Consider the following 17,261-nt stretch of genomic DNA (forward strand, 5'->3'; position numbering starts at 1 on the left):
GTAGTTGAAATCCAGCTTTTGCGAATCTGAGAACCAGAGAGGAAGTGAATTACTCCAGCTATCTGAAGTATCTCACAAAAGTTGGAGCCTGACGATCCGGCCGATTATAAAGCGCTTACGATATACTTCTTCATTTCATTGAATCGGACGACACCAAACTCCATTAAGGTATATAATATCGTCATTTTATATTTTCCGTTAATCAGTGACAGCGTGTAGCTGAAGCCAGTTGAGCTAAGGCATTCGTTTGCTATACATCTTTCGCTCATTTTACACTCTCCTTCAGGTAAGTATTTAACTTAATTGTAAGTATCGCACTTTAATGTGCGTACTTGCTTTTAACTTCATTCTTGCTATGATTATAATATCAGTACTTGAAAAAGTCAATTTTGTTCAGGTAAGCATGAAATATGAAAGGAGGCAGCGCTTAATGAGTAAAAAAATTGTGATATTAAATGGAAGCCCCCGAAAGAAAGGCAATACCTCCATGCTTGTAAAAGCCTTTACCGAAGGTGCAGAAAGTGCCGGGCATACGGTGACAGAGTTCTTCCTTGACAGTATGGATATTCATGGCTGTAAAGGCTGTTTTGGAGGGCACAGCAGCAAAGAATGTCCGTGTGTACAAAAGGATGATATGGCTCAGATTTATCCGGCAATAAAAGAATGCGATGTGGTGGTGCTGGCAACTCCTCTCTATTACTGGAATATGAGCGGCCAGCTCAGAACTGCTATTGATCGCTTATTTGCTTTAGAGGAAGGTGATGGCAACCTTCTCAGAGGGCATGACAGAGCCTCAGTTCTTCTGATGGCGGCAGAAGGTTATGGATTCGAGGATGTACTTACCTATTATGACCATCTGATGGAGCATTTGCGCTGGAAAAGTCTTGGTCATATTCTCGCTGGCGGGAATATGAGCGTAGGAGATATTAAAGATAAACCTGAAATTCAACAGGCGTATGAACTTGGAAAATCAATTCAGTAAGTGGAGATATCTTTTGGGAAAACCTTACGAGGGCAGCAGAAATAACATTTGTATAGCTATCTTTAGAATTATGAATAAAAAATTTCAGGGACAGAACGCATAACACAAAAAAGAAAACGCGGCCCGGCAGGATTAACCGGAAGCCGCGTTTCTTTTATTCCCCATCAGCTCGCTGCGGGGTGTTTGACTTCATTTTTGTTTCAGGAGAAACGGTCCGGGCTTATTTGCCGGCCATCTGTCTCTCCTGGGCCTCGATCATTTTCTTAACCATATAACCGCCAACGGAGCCGTTCTGCTTGGAAGTCAGGTTTCCGTTGTAGCCGTCGGTCAGGGGTACGCCAAGCTCGCTGGCTACCTCGTACTTGAACTTGTCAAGTGCGCCCTTTGCCTCCGGGACTGCTGCGGTGTTAGATGATCTACTGGACATAATAAACTCCTCCTTACTGCAGACAGAAAATAATTTGCCTTGAAATTGATTTGAAAAGGCGGCTGTCTGCCGTTTGTTGTTGTTTGTTACAGGAGTTATTATGCGAAAAAATCAGGCGAATACACTGGCAGTTGTTTGTTGCTTTGATAATTTTTTACAGCTTTTTAAAAAGAATCCTGAGTATCCTGAACATCGCCGTAAAACAGCTCATGCTGCCGCTTTACCCGTTCGCACACCTGCTTAAGAAAGCTTTCCGGACCAAGAATCCGGATGACCGGGCCGAAGGAAAGCAGCTCGATCAGAAGTTCCGTTTCATCCGACGGATCATAGAAAAGAGAACAAAGCCAGGTGTCAGTGTCAGGCTCGTAAATGGTCTGCTTTTCGTAATTGGCGAAATGGAGCATGCACCGCTCCAGAGCGTTTCGTTTGTTTTCGATGCGGATGCGTACCGGTTCGCTTTTCTGTTCTGACAGAATAAAACGGTTCCGGTCGAAGCGTTCCACCGGAGTCCGGGACAGATGGCAGGCCTTTATGCGGCCAAGGTTCAGTATGGTGGGGGAACCGATCCGGCCCCGGCGGAAGCTGACGGACAGCAGGCGGAATTTGTCGTCCTTCTGGGAATACTGAAGACGGCAGGGCAGAACCTCCAGTGTCATGGAGTTTCCTTTTCCGCCCTCGTAAGCGGCAAAGAGCGCTTTGTTTTCGGTCAGGGCTTTTAAAACGGTCTGAAACACAGCGCGGTATTCAGCCGTCTCATAAGGATCGCCGTCTGCATACTGGTCAAAATAATGGAAGTCAGACTGCTCATAGAGCGCCGGAATGTCCTGCAGATCTTCAGAAAGCCTTTCCAGCTGTCTTTCTGTGAAAAAGAGGCGGAAGCGTCTGTCCGAGAGAAGAGCCTTGAGCCAGGATTTCTGAAGGGTAGTCAGAGGAGGCTTCAGGGAAGCGGAATTCAGCCTGCTTTTCCAGGTCTTTTCTTCGGTTTTTTCAAGGAGGGAGGACCAAGGTCCGTCTGTGAGCTTCGGAATTATGCCGGAAGCGCTTTCTTCAAAGGCGCAGGAGCTGACAAGCTCATACATATCCTGCAGCGAAAGCGGGGTGAGGGAGGCATGCTCCAGGACGCTGCGCACCGCCTGAAAATAGGAGCCGTATACTTCTTCAAATAAAGACAGATGTTCCAGCGTTTCTTTCTGCGGCATCATCTTCCGCCTCCTTTCCGTACATCTGATACATGGTTTCCAGATCGGCCGTCACCTTGTCCAGCACAGCCTGATTGGTGCACTGCAGATCAAGAATCCGGCCTGTAAAGGACTTGATCCAGGGCAGCATCTCATTGGTGTCAAAAAAGGTTCCTGTGTAAAGCCAGATATTCTCGCGGATGCGCAGGAGCTCTCCGCCGCGTCCTTCCCGCTGCAGCCGTCCGATGATATGGCTTTCGCAGGCTTCATTTATGTACAGCTTCATGGACAGGGTCTCCATGCGGCTTCTGCCCCCGAAGGACACGCCCCAGCAATGGGGAAGGTTCTGCCGGAGCTTTTCTCTGTAACGTTCATATTCCGGGCAGACGGCAAGGAGTTTTGGCTTGAAGATACAGTCCAGGCGCAGGCAGTTGAAGCGCCGTTTCGGAGCAAAATAGACACAGAGATAGCGTCTGCCGGTCTGGGTGCTCACAAAAATCTGAAGCGGAAGTCCCTCCAGAACGACAGATTTGCCGGAACGGGTGCTGTGATTCTCAAAAGAAAGGAAACGATGTTCCCGCATGGCTGTAAGCACCGTCAGAAGCACTTCGTCCTCCAGTGTATGCACCATAAAATAGTGCTTCCAGCAGAACAGATCGTTGGAGAGAAATTCCCGGTCCAGAATGGCGCTGCCTGCGAAGCCGAAAGGCGCTGTCTCTGAGCTGAATTTTACAGCATTCAGAAGTGTGTCATAAAGAGGCGGTTCTTCCAGGCGCAGCGGCGGCGCCAGCCGGTAGGCAAGGAATTTTCCTGTTTTCTGGGAAAGCAGGATGCCCAGTTTTTCGTATTCCCTGCATTTGAGCCGGATGATCTGGGTGTCCAGTTCTTCTCCGTACAGCAGGGAGATGGCGTCGCCAAGCTCCGGCACCGTCCGCGCGTTTCCATCGGAGAGCAGGTCCAGCAGGAAGAAGTGAAGCAGCAGATCCCGGTCTGTGAAGCTCTTGGATTTCCAGGCGGCGTACAGGGGATTTGAGAGGATCTGCTTGCTGTCCATACGGATGGAGACCTGTTTTCCTTTGGATGTGTAATCGGAATGGATATAATCAGCCAGGTAATTTTCGATTCTCCGGCGTTCATTGTCGTATGTCCGGCCGCTTTTTGCGGCGAATTCACCACGGACCTTGAAGCCGTAGAGAAAGAACTGGCGCATATAGTCACGGATGCGGTCGAAGTTTTTGATTAATTCCTGAAAATCAGACATGGGGTGCTCCTTATTGTGAAAAAGCAAATAAACTGAAAAAATTATAATATATTCTTCCGCTTTCCTCAAGTCCGGGACGGATATTCAAATAATTGGGCAGCCAAAGAACACTGGTCTTTCCGTAGTTCTATTGGCGAAACAGGACCCTTTGTGCTAAAATAAAAAGACATGATTTACTCTGTTTCGTTGAGAGAATGAAAGGAGAAAAAGCGGATGCTGCTCAGACAGATGAAATATTTTGCGGCCGTCGTTGAATGCGGGAGCTTTACAGAGGCGGCAGAGCAGTGCTATATTTCCCAGTCAGCTATTTCCCAGCAGATCCGAACGCTGGAAAAGGAGCTGGGCGTGGAACTGCTTCACAGGGGGAACCGTAAGTTTACGGTGACTGCGGCGGGCGAATATTTTTATTCCCAGTGCAGGGCGGTTCTGGCTCAGGTGGAGGAGCTGGTGCAGGAGACAAGGCGGCTTGGAACCGATCGGGAGCTTCAGCTTCGTATCGGGTATCTGCGGTGCTATAGCGGACTGGAGCTGCACCAGGCAGTTGCGGAATTTTCCAAAATATATCCGGAGGTTTCCATTCACATTGTGGACGGTACACACGAAGAGCTGTATGATTTGCTGCGCTCCGGAGAGGTCGATTTGATCCTGAGCGATCAGCGGAGGGCCTTTTCTGATACCTATGTCAATTTTGAACTGACCCAGTGCGGCTGCTGCGCGGAGATCTCCCGGAGCAATCCTCTGAGCGGAAAGAAATTCGTCCGGCTGGAGGAGTTAAAGCGGCTGCCCTGTATCCTTATCTCTTCCCGGGAGCAGCAGGACGCAGAACAGGAATACTACCAGCATACGCTTGGATTTGGCGGGAATTATCTGTTTGCGGACAGCTTGGAAAAGGGAAGGCTGCTTGTGGTCAGCGGCAGGGGCTTTCTGCCCATAGAAAGCGTGGGTACTCTGCCGCCTGCCGGAGATTTCATCTGCAGGCTTCCGATTTGTCAGGGAGAGCGTCAAATTATGCGCAATTACTGTGCTTTCTGGCGGAAAGAGCAGGCGAATTATTATATCGAGGAGTTTGCGGATACGCTCAAAAAGCTTTTGGAAAAACGAAAAAACGGATAACCGCAAAGTATCCCCGGCGGAACTCCTGCACTTTGGCAGCGTAAGTATTCCGCCAGGGATACTTTTTTCTTTCTACATCTGTTCCATGAACGCGTTCAGACTGCCGCATAAGCAAAACTTATCCGAAACAAAAGAAATCCAGATTGAAAGGCAGTACCCCAAGCCCTAAAATAAAGCCAGAAAGAAAGCCAGAAAGAAAACCAGGCAAACAGGAAAGGAAGGTTATCATATGAAAGACGTAATGCTTTTAACCGGGGCGGGACAGATTGGCATGGCCATCGCACGGCGCATGGGATATGGAATGAAAATCGTGATAGGGGACAAAAAAGCAGAACATGCAGAGACTGTTTCCAGAATGATGAGTGAAGCGGGATTCGATACGAAGGCGGTGGAGATGGACCTGTCCTCCCGGGAATCGATTCAGAGCATGATTGCCGAAGGGCAGAAATACGGGCCGGTTGCGATGCTGGTAAACGCAGCAGGCGTGTCGCCGAGCCAGGCTCCGGTCGAGGCGATTCTGAAGGTGGATTTATATGGCACTGCTGTACTCCTGGAAGAGGTGGGAAAGGTGATTGCTCCGGGCGGTGTGGGCGTGACCATTTCCAGCCAGTCTGGCCACAGGATGCCGGCGCTCACGCCGGAAGAGGACGAGCAGCTTGCCTGTACGCCGCCGGAAGAGCTCCTGAAGCTTTCCATCCTTTAGCTCGAAAATATCCGGGATACGCTTCACGCATACCAGCTGGCCAAGCGCTGCAATGAGAAGCGCGTGATGGCGGAGTCGGTGAAATGGGGGAAGAAAGGCGCCCGCGTTAATTCGATTTCTCCGGGTATTATCGTTACGCCTCTGGCGCTGGACGAGTTCGACGGTCCCCGGGGAGACTTTTACAGGAATATGTTTGCCAAATGTCCGGCGGGACGCCCCGGCACTGCGGATGAGGTGGCGAATGTGGCGGAGCTGCTGATGAGTCGGAAGGGCGCTTTTATTACCGGTGCGGATTTCCTGATCGACGGCGGCGCCACAGCTTCCTATTTTTATGGCCCGCTGAAGCCGGAAGCCTGAAGCTGGCCAGCCTGCTCTATTTGATAAGAAAAAGACCGAAGACGCAGACACCTATGCCGATGAGCTGCCGGAGCGAGAGACTTTCTTTGTACAGGAAAAAGCCCACGAAAACCAGTACGCAGGCAAGGGCAATATTTGCCACAAGCGAGGCGGTATTTACCGTCCAGCCGGCGCGGTAGACGTGGATATAGCCGAATTCCAGAGCAACCACGCTGATTCCCAGGGCAATGGAAGTCCAGTTCAGCTTTGACAGCTCGGCAGTGAACTTCTGGTGTCCGCCCTGCAGCAGGTACAAAAGGATGGCGCAGATGCCTGCGATCAGATAGGTGACTGCGAGAGAAAGAAAGGCATTGGCGCCTGCGGGCGTGGATTTGGTTGAAATGTTATAGACGACGTTTGCAAGGACCACCAGGGCGATGGGCCAGATGTAATGAATCATGGGGATACCTCCTGTTATCTGTAAAAGGGTGAGCAATAAAAGGCAGCCAGACATCAGCCTGACTGCCGGTAGGTGCTCACCCGTAGAATTCTGCGGGGCAGAATTCCAATTTCTTTTTTACATTTAAAATATAGAACGATTATAAGGCAGAATCCATCGGGACGCAAGGAAAAAATAACTTCGCACCTTTTTTTAGATGATTCTGCCATTTTCTTTTTCTATAATAGACTCATAACAAAGGCACAACGAAGAGGGAAGGAGAAAAAAAGAATGTTTATACTGCAGAATGAAACGGGACGATACCCTTTAAAAATATGGCTGGAAAATGAGAAGGAGCTGGAGGCTTCCTGCAGAGAGCAGGCGTATCATCTGACAGAGCTTCCTTTCCTGAGAGGCTGGGTCTGCCTGATGCCGGATACCCATGCGGGAATGGGAATGCCCATAGGAGGCGTGATTGCGGCAAAGGACGTCATAATCCCCAATGCGGTGGGCGTGGATATTGGCTGCGGCATGGCTTATGTGAAGACGAATATTCCTGTGGCGGTCCTGAAGGAGACCATGACAGGCTGCGGAAATCTGGTACAGGGGATCGTGGGAGACATTCTCCGGAATATTCCCGCAGGCTTTGCCCATCACAAGACAGCGATGCCCTGCTATACACTGGACAGGGCGATGGAGGAATTTTCCCTTTATGAAGAGAACGGAGAGCTTCTGGGACAGCTGGAAGCGGGATATTTTCAGATTGGGACACTGGGCGGCGGGAATCATTTCATCGAGCTTCAGGAAGATGAGGAAGGGCTGCTGTCTGTGATGATTCATTCCGGGAGCCGTCATTTTGGAAAGGCAGTCTGCGATTATTTCCACCAGAAAGCGAGAGAGCAGAACAGGCGCTGGTACAGCCAGGTTCCGGATGAGTACCGGCTGGCCTTCCTGCCCACAGATACGCCGGAGGGATGTCAGTATCTGAACTGGATGAACCTTTCCATGGAATTTGCCCGCGAGAACCGGGAGAAGATGATGCTGGCGGTGAAAGCCGTGCTGGAGAAGTGGATAGGCAGATACACGGAGCTTACCCTGGAATACCAGGAGGAGATCAACTGTCATCACAACTACGCGGCGCTGGAGCAGCACTGCGGGGAAGAGGTGTGGGTACATCGAAAAGGAGCCGTCCGTGCCGGAAAAGACGAGCTGACGGTGATTCCCGGGGCCATGGGTTCTTACAGCTATGTGGTGCGGGGCCTTGGAAATCCGGAGAGCTTCTGCTCTTCCTCCCATGGAGCGGGCAGGGCTTATTCCCGGAAGGGCGCCATGGATGCCTTCACCTGTGAAGAGGTCATGGTAGATCTGAAGGACCGGGGCGTGGTTCTTGGAAAGAAGAACAAAAAAGATGTGGCAGAAGAGAGCCGGTTTGCCTATAAAGACATTGACCGCGTGATGGAAAACCAGAAAGATCTGGTGGTTCCGGTCCGCCGGCTTTCCACCATCGGTGTGGTCAAGGGATGATATGGCATACCCTTGAAAGGACGTGTTCGAAGAACATGGGAAATGCTTTCTTCCGGAGCAAAGGACTCCGGTGGAAATAGATTCCGCTTTTTTCCCGGGGCTTCAGGCTTTCTGCCTGGGCGGTGCCGCGGTCTGGTAGGCCGCCGGTATGCCGAAAACGGCGGAGAAACAACGATGTTACGGAGGTTCGAATCCTCCCCTGTGAGAGACAGGTAGCTAAGCGGTAAAAGCAATCGTAAATGGCAGCAGACGGTTCAAATCCGTCACCAGTGCACCTGTAAAGTGCAGTTTATGGCGGGAGTATGTGTTCAGGGCGGTTCCCCGGGGACTGGCGAAAAAAGCCGGGAAGCTTATGCAGAATGGCTTTTCAGCCAGAGACCCGGCCTGCGGAAAAGGCAGCACAGAGCCGGGAACCGGCGCGGAAGAGAAGAGACAGCGCTTCGCTTTTTGGGAAGCGGAAGGGCCCTCTCTTTTCCAAAGCGCCGGAAGGCTTTTGTCCCCGTTTCCGGGGTGGGAAAGCCCGGACGCGCTTCCATGAAAAAGGAGAGAAGAACATGAAGTATGTAATTAAGACGCAGGAATGCGGTTATCTTTTTAAAAACGGGATTCTGAAGAAAATCCTGTTTGCAGGAAAATACAGAATCCTTTCGATGTCTGGATGGGAGCTGAAAATCACGGAAATGACGGGAAAGGTGGATACGAAGGGGCTTCCGGCAGAAATTCTGATGGAGCAGCCGGAATTTGCCTCCCGCGTAGTCCGGGTTCAGATTCCGGATGACTGTATCGGTTTTCACCTGGTAAACGGAGTCTATAGGCAGGTCATCATGGAAGGAGAAGCGCTCTACTGGAATGTGTTTGAGAAGAACGAAATCCGTCTTGTCAATGTGACGGGAACGGAGATGACGGAGGAGCAGGTCCCGGCCATGTACCGCCATCTGATTCCGGTGCGCCTTTATAAGCGGTTTTCCGTCGGTGAGGGGGAGACAGGGCTTCTGTACATAGACGGAAAGTTTGAAAAGCAGCTTTCCTCCGGGACGTATTTCTACTGGATCTACGCCCATGAGGTCAGCATGAAACTTTACAGCCTGAAGGTACAGCAGCTTGAGATCTCCGGGCAGGAGATCCTGACCTCGGATAAGGTGGGCGTCCGCCTGAACATTCTGTGCAGCTACCGCATCACAAGGCCGCTGGAGCTGATGCAGAAAACCGACAATGTGGCAAATCTTCTGTATACACGGATTCAATTGCTGGCCAGAGAGTATATCGGTGGCTTCCGTCTGGATGAGCTGCTTGCGCAGAAAGAAGAGATCGGGCGCTTCCTGATGAAGCAGATTCAGGGAACGCAGGAAGAATACTGTGTGGAGATCCTGCATACAGGCATCAAGGATATCATCCTGCCCGGCGAGATTCGTGACATTATGAATACGGTGCTGGTAGCGGAGAAGAAAGCACAGGCCAACGTGATCATGCGAAGAGAGGAGGTGGCCTCCACCAGAAGCCTTTTGAATACGGCAAAACTGATGGAAGAGAACAAGGTCCTCTACCGCTTAAAGGAGCTGGAGTACCTGGAGCGTATCTGCGACCGGGTAGGCTCCATATCCTTAAGCGGCGCAGGAAATATTCTGGAGCAGCTGGCTGCGCTGGCGCTGCCGAAGGATTAAAACTCTCAGAATCCTTCTGGCCGAAATTTTACTGTTGAGAAAATTCTTCATTAATGGTAAACTGGAAAAAACGTCGAAAGACGTTTAGTAAAGGCTGGAGGAAAGATAAGATGAAGAAACTGATGGTAAAAAAAGGATCTACCTGTATGGCATGTCTGGAGTGCGTCAGAGCCTGCTCTGAAAGCTTCTATAAGGAATTTGATCCGGACAAATCCTGCATTCAGATTGTAGAGAAGAAGAGTGTGCGTCCGCTGGCATGTCCCCAGTGCGGAAAGTGCGCGGAGGCCTGCGAGGCCGGCGCGATCAAGCAGAACGCAAAGGGCGTATACATGGTAAATAAAAAGCTGTGTACCGGCTGCGGAAAGTGCGTGGAGGCCTGTCCGTTCGGACTGATGGTAAAGGCGGAAAGCTCCCCCACCGCTTCCAAGTGCATCGCCTGCGGCATCTGCGCGAAAGCCTGCCCGATGGATGTGCTGGAGGTTGTAGAGTCATAAAAAACGCGGGAGAAGTTTCTTGATTCCGCAGATACAGGGATGCTTCGGAAAACCGGGGCATCCCTTTTTTAACGGGGGCTTTTCGCTACTATACAGAAAACGGTCTGTGTGCTATGATAAAAAAGGCACAGGTATCCTTTTCCGGTATGCCTGAGCCTGGAGTTTCATTCAAAAAGAAGGAGTGAACATCATGCAGATTTACATTATCCGCCATGGAGAGACCGACTGGAACACAAAACGTCTTCTCCAGGGCGCGACAGATATTCCCCTGAACCAGAATGGGATTGAGGCCGCGCGTCTGACCGCGGAAGCGCTGAAGGAGATTCCCTTTGATGAGATCTATACCAGTCCCCTGCAGCGAGCTGTTCAGACGGCGGAAATTATGCGCGGGGACCGCAGGATTCCGATTATCAAAGATGAGAGACTGAAAGAAATCAGCTTCGGTCCTTATGAAGGACTTTGCTGCGGGAAAGAAGGCTATAGCATACCTGATCCGGAGTTTGTGAATTTTTTTCAGAATCCGGCTCATTACAATCCGCCGGAGGGCGGAGAGTCTATCGCCCAGCTCTGTGTGCGGACTACGGATTTCCTGACGGAGCTGATTGAAAATCCGGACAACCGGGAGAAAACCATCCTCCTTTCCGGCCATGGCGCCTGTGTCAAAGGGCTTTTATCCAGTCTGCTGATTACGGATTTGAAGGATTTCTGGAAAGGCGGTGTACATAAGAACTGCGGTGTCTCCATTGTTGAGGTAAAGGACGGAAAGGCCCGGGTTCTGCAGGAGAATGTGATTTATTATGACGAGAAAAGAAGTACAAATTATATCGAATAACCGGCCTGAAATGATGAGAAAAATGTATTATCAGTCGCCTGTGGGAAGGCTGGAGCTGACGGCTGACGAAAAGGGACTCTGCAGCCTTGCCTTCGGGGAGACAGAGCAGTACGCGGAGGTCCAGGAGGAGGAGACGCCTTTTCTGAAATCCGTCTGCGGACAGCTTCAGGAGTATTTTGCGGGAAAACGGAAGAAGTTTGAGGTGCAGCTTTCTCTTCATGGAACGGATTTTCAGCTTCGGGACTGGCAGGCGCTTTTACGGATTCCTTATGGGGAGACGAGAAGCTATGGAGAGATCGCCCGGCAGATCGGATGCCCCAGGGGCAGCAGGGCAGTGGGGATGGCCAACCGGAACAATCCGGTTGCGATTATCGTTCCCTGCCACCGGGTGATTGGCTCAGACGGAAGCCTGACCGGCTATATGGGAAAGAACAAATCCCTGGATATCAAGGAATATCTTTTAAAGCTGGAAGGAGCGCTGTAAAGCGGAAGAACAATGGAGCGGAATATGGAAAAACAGAACACAGAAAAACAGAATACAGGAGTGCCGGGCTTGACAGAACGGCTCCGGGAGCTGTCAGATTTGAAATACCGGGATTTTCACAGTAAACTGCTGCCGGGAACGGAGAATGTGATGGGTGTGCGCACACCGGAACTCCGGAAGCTGGCAAAGGAGATCATAAAAGGTGACTGGGAAACCTTTCTGGAGGAAAATGACCGCGCCTGGTATGAAAATGATATTCTTCAGGGACTGGTGACTGCCGGAGCAAAGATGACGCCGGAAGAACGCCTGCGCCGCGTGCGGGCATTTCTGCCGAGAATTGAAAACTGGGCAGTCTGTGATATTTTCTGCGGCTCCTTAAAGGACGCGGAAAAGTATCCGGAGCTCTACTGGGAGTTTCTAAAGCCTTATGTTCAGTCGGAGAAGCCCTATGAGATCCGTTTTGCGGTGGTAATGCTGTTAAGCCATTTTGTAAAGAAAGAATATCTGCAGGACGCGTTTGCGTATTTTGACGGGATTCATATGGATCATTACTATGTGCGTATGGCGGTGGCCTGGGCGGTCTCCGTATATTTTGTACATTTTCCGGAAGAGACATATCAGTATCTGAGGGAGAATCGGCTGGATGACTGGACCTATAACAAAGCCCTGCAGAAAATCACAGAATCATACCGGGTAAGTCCGGAAACAAAAGGACAGATTCGCGCGATGAAACGGAAGAAAAGTGGAAATCATATGGACGGGAGGGGTCAGATATGAAAAGAAGGATTGCGGCAGGCATCATGGGACTCTGTTTTGTACTGACTGCGTCAGGCTGCATGCTTCGGAGCGGTATCAGTTCGGAAGAGCTGGAGGCGGAAACGACAGAAATTGAGGAATCGGCGGAAACAGCAGGAACGGCAGGAAATAGGACGGATGGGGCGCTGACAGCAGAGGACCCGGAAAGTCCGAATGGAGTGGAGGAGGAATACTATCTGTCGGAATCTATCCCGGCCGAGAACTTTGCCTATACCATAGAACCCAGCCCGGAACAGGGAGATCAGATTTTTACGGTGCAGAACATATCAGAGCAGGATTACAGCTATATTCAGGCGGATATGCTTTTTTACGATGGAAATGATCAGATTGTAGATTATTATTCCGGCTTGTATCTGTACAATCTGTTTGCCGGAAGCGAGCAGATCCTACGTTTTGCGCCCAGCCTGACATCGGAACAGTATGATCATGTGGAAGTACTGTTTTCCGGCGATCGGATGGCGGATGAAAAGACTGCCGATCCTGCAGGAATCCGGATTGAGGAGCAGGCAAGGCTTGCGGATAACCGGATTGTGGCAAAATGTGTCAACGATACGGGAGAAGACATTTCCACGGCTTCTTTCCAGATAGATTATTATAAAGGAGAGAAGAAGGTGGCTACGAACTATACGGAGGCCAGTATGCTGGTGAAAGACAGGGTGTTCGTGGTTTCCTTTGAGGCTCCGTCGGACGGCTGGTATGAGCCTCTTCCGGATGACTATTTCGACAGCTGGGAGATCACAGTTGTAAGAGCTGCGGCGTTTGCGGCAGAATAGCATCTGCTGTGTCTGCTGCAGACTGTTTTGCGCAGTTTGAAGACAGCTTCATTGCATGGACATAAATTTGACATCTGTACTGCCATGTTATATAATGAGAAAAAAGATTAGTTATGACTAACTATATAAAAAGGAGAAACGGACAGATGACGGGAACAGTTATAAGAGGAATTATGATTCCGTTTTTAGGGACTTCACTGGGGGCGGCCATGGTATTTTTCATGAAGCGTGCCCTTCACGAAATGGTGCACCGGGCGCTGACAGGTTTTGCGGCGGGCGTCATGGTGGCAGCTTCTATCTGGAGCCTTCTGATTCCGGCCATGGATCAGGCTGCGGATATGGGAAGCTGGGCCTTTGTGCCGGCAGCAGCGGGTTTCTGGATCGGAATCCTGTTTCTGCTGCTCCTTGATCATGTGATTCCCCATCTCCATATGAACAGCAGTGAATGTGAGGGCCCCAGATGCCATCTGCAGAGAACAACCATGCTGGTGCTGGCTGTGACTCTTCACAATCTTCCGGAAGGAATGGCGGTGGGAGTCGTCTACGCAGGCATGGCGGAAGGCAATGCGTATATTACGGCCGCGGGAGCCCTGGCGCTTTCCCTGGGAATCGCCATTCAGAATTTCCCTGAGGGAGCTATCATTTCCATGCCTCTCCGCTCGGAGGGAGTGGGAAAGACGAGGGCTTTTCTGTATGGCGTGCTTTCCGGGATCGTGGAGCCCATCGGAGCTCTTGCTACGATTCTGGCAGCTTCTGTAGTGCTGCCGGCTCTGCCCTATCTGTTAAGTTTTGCCGCAGGTGCCATGATGTATGTGGTAGTGGAGGAGCTGATCCCGGAGATGTCATCCGGGAAACATTCCAATATCGGAACAGTTTTCTTTGCGCTTGGCTTTACGCTGATGATGACGCTGGATGTGGCCCTGGGATAGATACTTTAGTGCGCCAGTTCCGGTTTTGCTTTATATCTGCGTTATGTCTGCTTTATATATGAGTCGCGGCCGGAGTGTTCTGCGGCCGCCGCTTTTTCGAAGAAAGAAAAGAGACGAAAGAGAAGTGCCTGTCCAGCAGTCCGCCGATGGCGCCGATGACCTTTCCCATTGTGAATGAGCTGAACATTCTTCCCATAGAGTCTCCTGCCAGTGAGCGGAGTTTTTATATGATTCATGACAATCTTGTTTTTATGTCTCCGGCAGTTCAGGATTTCCGGCAGTATGTGCTGGAGAAGTGCAGACTTTGAGTACGGATGGAAAATAATTCCGGGGCAGCCGCTCAAGCGCGGCTGCCCCGGAATTCTGAATACGCCTTGCGGCGCTGCCGGATAGATGCCCCGAAGGACAGAAAACCAGACTCAGATCTCATTGAATACGTATTTGTAGGTGACAGCGCCCAGAGCCAGCGTATATTTGATTCCGCCGCCCTCCATCTCTTCTTTGACAGCCCGGTCAAAATCTTTCGGGTGCCTGCTCTTTACGTAAGCTTCAATATCGTCCAGCTCCATCTCAGAGATAGTAGTCTGGGGAACATTGCTGCCACCGCAGGCATTGGTGATTTCCTGGATTACCTCATATTCTTTCATTTTATTCCGACCTCCGTTCTTTCTATAATCAGTATGCGTCCTGAAACGAAAAACGATACCTGTATCTATATTGTACTCCTAAAAGTCTAAAAATCAAAGTATTTTCCGACGACTGTAATAAACGAAATATTTTTGTAATAGTCATGTAAAAATTAAGAAATATTTAAGAAAGATGTAAAGGGAATGAAAGCTTGCGGATTTATAATAAAATCGAAATAAAAAAGGAAGAAATCCCAGCGAAAAAATCGTTTTATTTTAAAAGGATGTTGACAGGCGGGCAGGCAGGAGCCCGGAATGAGGAAGGAATATGCATAAGATATTAATTGTAGAACAGGACAGGGCTTTAAATAACGGCATCGCGCTGGCACTGAAGGCGGAGAGCTATCTGTTTCTGCAGGCATTCAGACTGAAGGAAGCAGATGAACTTCTGAAAAAACAAAAGGTAGAGCTTGTCATTCTCGATCTGAATCTGCCGGACGGAGACGAGGTGGAATTTTTAAAGAATATTAAAGAGACATACCATATTCCGGTGGTGATTCTGACGGGCCGGGACATGGAGAAGGATGCGGCGGCGGGCCTGGAATCGGGAGCCGACGACTATATCACGAAGCCCTTCAGTCTGATGGCGCTGCGGGCCAGGGTGAACAATCAGATTCGAAAGACGAGAAGCAGCAGGCTGCAGGTCTATCAGTCCAGAGACTTTTACTTTTCTTTTCAGCGGATGGAATTTTCAAAAGGAGACCGGAAGGTGGATCTGAGCAGGACAGAGCAGAAGCTGCTGCAGCTTCTCGTGGAGAACCGGGGACTGACGCTTTCAAGAAATGAGCTCGTCGAGCGGATTTGGGCGGACAGTACCCAGTATGCGGATGAGAATGCCCTTACCGTGCTCGTGAAGCGTCTGCGGGATAAGCTGGAGGACAATCCGGGCGCTCCCCGTTATATCAAGACAGTATATGGGATTGGATATACCTGGGCGGACGGACGGGAACGCCTGAGCGCGGGAGCTGGCCGCGGGTAGTAAGAGCGTCCCTTGGAGGAGCACGCAGCAGCTGCAGAGCTGCATAAAAAATGAGCTATAAAAATGTGAAAATTACCAGAAAAAAGTACTTGATCTTTCTGAAAAAATGTATTAGAATACACTTCGTTTCAGAACATAATAATAGAATAAGATCATCGGAGGACGAACCATCGCAATGGTTCCCAGGATAGCGGACCTGGAGGATGTGCCTGCACATCCATCCGGAAGAAGCTGTCTGGCTGTCGAGAAGATGTCGGGTGCGCCCGGTTATTGTCAGGATAACCGGGCGCATTTTTTATGTTCAAAATTATCAGAAAGGATGTGCTTAAAATGAATAATTTACAGAAAATCATGCTGCTGAAAGACAGACTGAACCGTCTTGAGAGGAATGACAAAGATAATTTCAGCATATGCCGTAGAATCAGACGGGAGATCGAACAGCTGAGAAGACAGGAGCAGGCCTGATGATGGGAGCAGCGGATGCAGAAGCCCGTTACAGAGCAGTGCTCTGGCGGCTGGAAGCCTATTTTGCGTCAAGAACAGACGTAAAAAATTGGGAAAAACTGTTCCTGAACGGAGGATGTTTCTGGTTTGCCCAGTTTCTGCACTGGAGAATCCGGAATTCCTGTCTTATGATCAACCGGGCAGAGGAGCATTGTGCCCTTGCCTTTGGAGAAGGTTTATATGATATTACGGGGCAGGTATCGAAGTATAACTTCCATCCGGCAAGCGAGAGGGAAATCAGCTTTATGAAAAAGAATTATATTCCGCGGTTCGACGTGAAGAAGCTGGAGCAGTATCTGGAAAGCAGCAGCCTTGCGGATACAGGTTTTTATTGTTACGGTGATTTACAGAAAATTTCATAAAAAGTGTTGACATCAAAAATGTAAGTATTATAATAGGTGGTGCTTGCTCGGAGGCAAATCATTCAAAAGAAATGATAAGCCGGATAAGGCACAGGCTGAAACGCCTGCACCTTATCCGGCTTTTTTGTATTTACCTGCGACATGGGTGCCTTTGGCGCGGGACTTGCGACGGCGATTGGGTCCGCCCTCACCTTCTTTGTGATGCTGTCCCACTTCTTTTCCAAAAAGAATACGCTCCGTCTGACCAGACCCGAGAGGCTGCTTTACAAGCTACGCGAAATTACAGTGACCGGATTCTCCACATTCTTTATTGATGTGGCGATGGGAATTCTTACGATTCTGTTTAACAGACAGATTGTAAAATATCTGGGAACGAACGCGCTGGCTGTATACGGAATCATTGTCAATATCAGCTCTTTTGTCCAGTGCTGTGCCTACAGCGTGGGGCAGGCGGCCCAGCCGATTATTTCAACCAACTTTGGTGCAGGAAATGGCGGAAGAGTCCGGGAGACTTTAAAATATGCCCTGGGAACGGCGGCGTTTTTCAGTATCTTCTGGACGGCTTTAAGCCTTGCGGTGACGAATGTGTATGTAAGAATTTTTATGTCGCCCACAGCAGAGATTCTGAGGATTGCGCCCGGGATTAATCTGCTTCCGGCTGTGGCAGGTCCGGATTCCATCTGGTTTGCGATGGTGTTTACGGAGGCGGTTATAGCAGTATATGTGATCTGGAAGATGGCCGGCTATACAAAAAAGCTGGCGCAGACGGGGAGGTAAG

At 50.0% G+C, this 17,261-nt stretch carries 20 protein-coding genes and 2 pseudogenes; 16 read left to right on the forward strand and 6 right to left on the reverse strand.

Annotation, left to right across the window (positions count from 1 at the left end; all coding sequences use genetic code 11):
* Positions 1-119: 119 nt before the first annotated feature.
* Positions 120-269: pseudogene (locus B5E82_RS18815) on the reverse strand (winged helix-turn-helix transcriptional regulator); the annotation flags it as partial.
* Between the two features lie 161 nt (positions 270-430).
* Between B5E82_RS18815 and B5E82_RS04390 the strand changes: the two are divergent.
* A complete protein-coding gene (locus B5E82_RS04390; protein WP_087306199.1) occupies positions 431-982 on the forward strand; it encodes a flavodoxin family protein in 552 nt (183 codons plus the stop codon).
* Positions 983-1,202: 220 nt separating this feature from the next.
* On the opposite strand, the gene B5E82_RS04395 is transcribed toward B5E82_RS04390, so the two are convergent.
* The 3 genes from B5E82_RS04395 to B5E82_RS04405 all read right to left on the reverse strand — a co-directional run bounded on the left by B5E82_RS04395 (position 1,203) and on the right by B5E82_RS04405 (position 3,848).
* Positions 1,203-1,409: an alpha/beta-type small acid-soluble spore protein gene (locus B5E82_RS04395; protein ID WP_087166382.1), complete on the reverse strand. Its 207-nt coding sequence runs from the start codon at positions 1,407-1,409 to the stop codon at positions 1,203-1,205.
* Positions 1,410-1,573: 164 nt separating this feature from the next.
* On the reverse strand, positions 1,574-2,611 hold the full coding sequence (locus B5E82_RS04400) for a WYL domain-containing protein (protein ID WP_242966245.1): 1,038 nt from the start codon (positions 2,609-2,611) through the stop codon (positions 1,574-1,576).
* Positions 2,568-3,848, reverse strand: coding sequence for a WYL domain-containing protein (locus B5E82_RS04405; RefSeq protein ID WP_087306200.1), 1,281 nt, complete (start codon positions 3,846-3,848; stop codon positions 2,568-2,570). The genes B5E82_RS04400 and B5E82_RS04405 overlap by 44 nt, the downstream gene beginning before the upstream one ends.
* A gap of 213 nt (positions 3,849-4,061) precedes the next feature.
* Here B5E82_RS04405 and B5E82_RS04410 point away from each other — a divergent pair, with 213 nt between their 5' ends.
* Together B5E82_RS04410 and B5E82_RS04415 are read left to right on the forward strand one after the other, a co-directional pair.
* Positions 4,062-4,961: a LysR family transcriptional regulator gene (locus B5E82_RS04410; RefSeq protein ID WP_087306202.1), complete on the forward strand. Its 900-nt coding sequence runs from the start codon at positions 4,062-4,064 to the stop codon at positions 4,959-4,961.
* Between the two features lie 241 nt (positions 4,962-5,202).
* A pseudogene (locus B5E82_RS04415) lies at positions 5,203-6,021 on the forward strand (SDR family oxidoreductase).
* Between the two features lie 16 nt (positions 6,022-6,037).
* On the opposite strand, the gene B5E82_RS04420 reads toward B5E82_RS04415, so the two are convergent.
* On the reverse strand, positions 6,038-6,460 hold the full coding sequence (locus B5E82_RS04420; protein WP_087306204.1) for an EamA family transporter: 423 nt from the start codon (positions 6,458-6,460) through the stop codon (positions 6,038-6,040).
* Between the two features lie 270 nt (positions 6,461-6,730).
* Here B5E82_RS04420 and B5E82_RS04425 point away from each other — a divergent pair, with 270 nt between their 5' ends.
* The 9 genes from B5E82_RS04425 to B5E82_RS18080 all read left to right on the forward strand — a co-directional run bounded on the left by B5E82_RS04425 (position 6,731) and on the right by B5E82_RS18080 (position 14,260).
* On the forward strand, positions 6,731-7,963 hold the full coding sequence (locus tag B5E82_RS04425; protein WP_087306207.1) for an RtcB family protein: 1,233 nt from the start codon (positions 6,731-6,733) through the stop codon (positions 7,961-7,963).
* 554 nt (positions 7,964-8,517) lie between these two features.
* Positions 8,518-9,624, forward strand: coding sequence for a slipin family protein (locus tag B5E82_RS04440; protein WP_087306213.1), 1,107 nt, complete (start codon positions 8,518-8,520; stop codon positions 9,622-9,624).
* Positions 9,625-9,734: 110 nt separating this feature from the next.
* Entirely contained in the window at positions 9,735-10,118 is a 384-nt protein-coding gene (locus B5E82_RS04445; protein ID WP_087306215.1) for a 4Fe-4S binding protein, read from the forward strand.
* Between the two features lie 190 nt (positions 10,119-10,308).
* Positions 10,309-10,950, forward strand: coding sequence for a histidine phosphatase family protein (locus tag B5E82_RS04450; protein WP_087306217.1), 642 nt, complete (start codon positions 10,309-10,311; stop codon positions 10,948-10,950).
* Positions 10,916-11,434, forward strand: a complete 519-nt coding sequence (locus B5E82_RS04455) for a methylated-DNA--[protein]-cysteine S-methyltransferase (protein WP_242966246.1) — start codon at positions 10,916-10,918, stop codon at positions 11,432-11,434. Before B5E82_RS04450 ends, B5E82_RS04455 begins: the two co-directional genes overlap by 35 nt.
* Before the next feature lie 24 nt (positions 11,435-11,458).
* Positions 11,459-12,211: a DNA alkylation repair protein gene (locus B5E82_RS04460; RefSeq protein ID WP_087306571.1), complete on the forward strand. Its 753-nt coding sequence runs from the start codon at positions 11,459-11,461 to the stop codon at positions 12,209-12,211.
* The gene (locus B5E82_RS04465; protein ID WP_087306219.1) at positions 12,208-13,023 is read left to right on the forward strand and encodes a hypothetical protein; all 816 of its coding nucleotides are present in this window, start codon (positions 12,208-12,210) and stop codon (positions 13,021-13,023) included. The genes B5E82_RS04460 and B5E82_RS04465 overlap by 4 nt, the downstream gene beginning before the upstream one ends.
* Before the next feature lie 146 nt (positions 13,024-13,169).
* Positions 13,170-13,952 carry a ZIP family metal transporter gene (locus tag B5E82_RS04470; protein WP_087306220.1) on the forward strand — a complete coding sequence of 261 codons (783 nt, stop codon included), beginning with the start codon at positions 13,170-13,172 and terminating at the stop codon, positions 13,950-13,952.
* 146 nt (positions 13,953-14,098) lie between these two features.
* Positions 14,099-14,260, forward strand: a complete 162-nt coding sequence (locus B5E82_RS18080) for a hypothetical protein (protein ID WP_162610703.1) — start codon at positions 14,099-14,101, stop codon at positions 14,258-14,260.
* 111 nt (positions 14,261-14,371) lie between these two features.
* Here B5E82_RS18080 and B5E82_RS04480 read toward each other — a convergent pair whose 3' ends face one another.
* On the reverse strand, positions 14,372-14,599 hold the full coding sequence (locus B5E82_RS04480) for a hypothetical protein (RefSeq protein ID WP_087306224.1): 228 nt from the start codon (positions 14,597-14,599) through the stop codon (positions 14,372-14,374).
* A gap of 307 nt (positions 14,600-14,906) precedes the next feature.
* On the opposite strand from B5E82_RS04480, the gene B5E82_RS04485 reads away from it, so the two are divergent.
* From B5E82_RS04485 to B5E82_RS04495, 4 genes are all read left to right on the forward strand, one after another.
* Entirely contained in the window at positions 14,907-15,617 is a 711-nt protein-coding gene (locus tag B5E82_RS04485) for a response regulator transcription factor (RefSeq protein ID WP_087306225.1), read from the forward strand.
* 330 nt (positions 15,618-15,947) lie between these two features.
* The gene (locus tag B5E82_RS18625) at positions 15,948-16,082 is read left to right on the forward strand and encodes a hypothetical protein (RefSeq protein ID WP_275533156.1); all 135 of its coding nucleotides are present in this window, start codon (positions 15,948-15,950) and stop codon (positions 16,080-16,082) included.
* Positions 16,082-16,483, forward strand: a complete 402-nt coding sequence (locus B5E82_RS04490; RefSeq protein WP_087306226.1) for a hypothetical protein — start codon at positions 16,082-16,084, stop codon at positions 16,481-16,483. Before B5E82_RS18625 ends, B5E82_RS04490 begins: the two co-directional genes overlap by 1 nt.
* Before the next feature lie 141 nt (positions 16,484-16,624).
* The gene (locus tag B5E82_RS04495) at positions 16,625-17,260 is read left to right on the forward strand and encodes an MATE family efflux transporter (RefSeq protein WP_087306227.1); all 636 of its coding nucleotides are present in this window, start codon (positions 16,625-16,627) and stop codon (positions 17,258-17,260) included.
* Position 17,261: the final 1 nt, after the last annotated feature.

The organism is Lachnoclostridium sp. An138, assembly GCF_002160765.1.
Classification (GTDB): Bacteria; Bacillota; Clostridia; order Lachnospirales; family Lachnospiraceae; genus Laedolimicola; species Laedolimicola faecalis.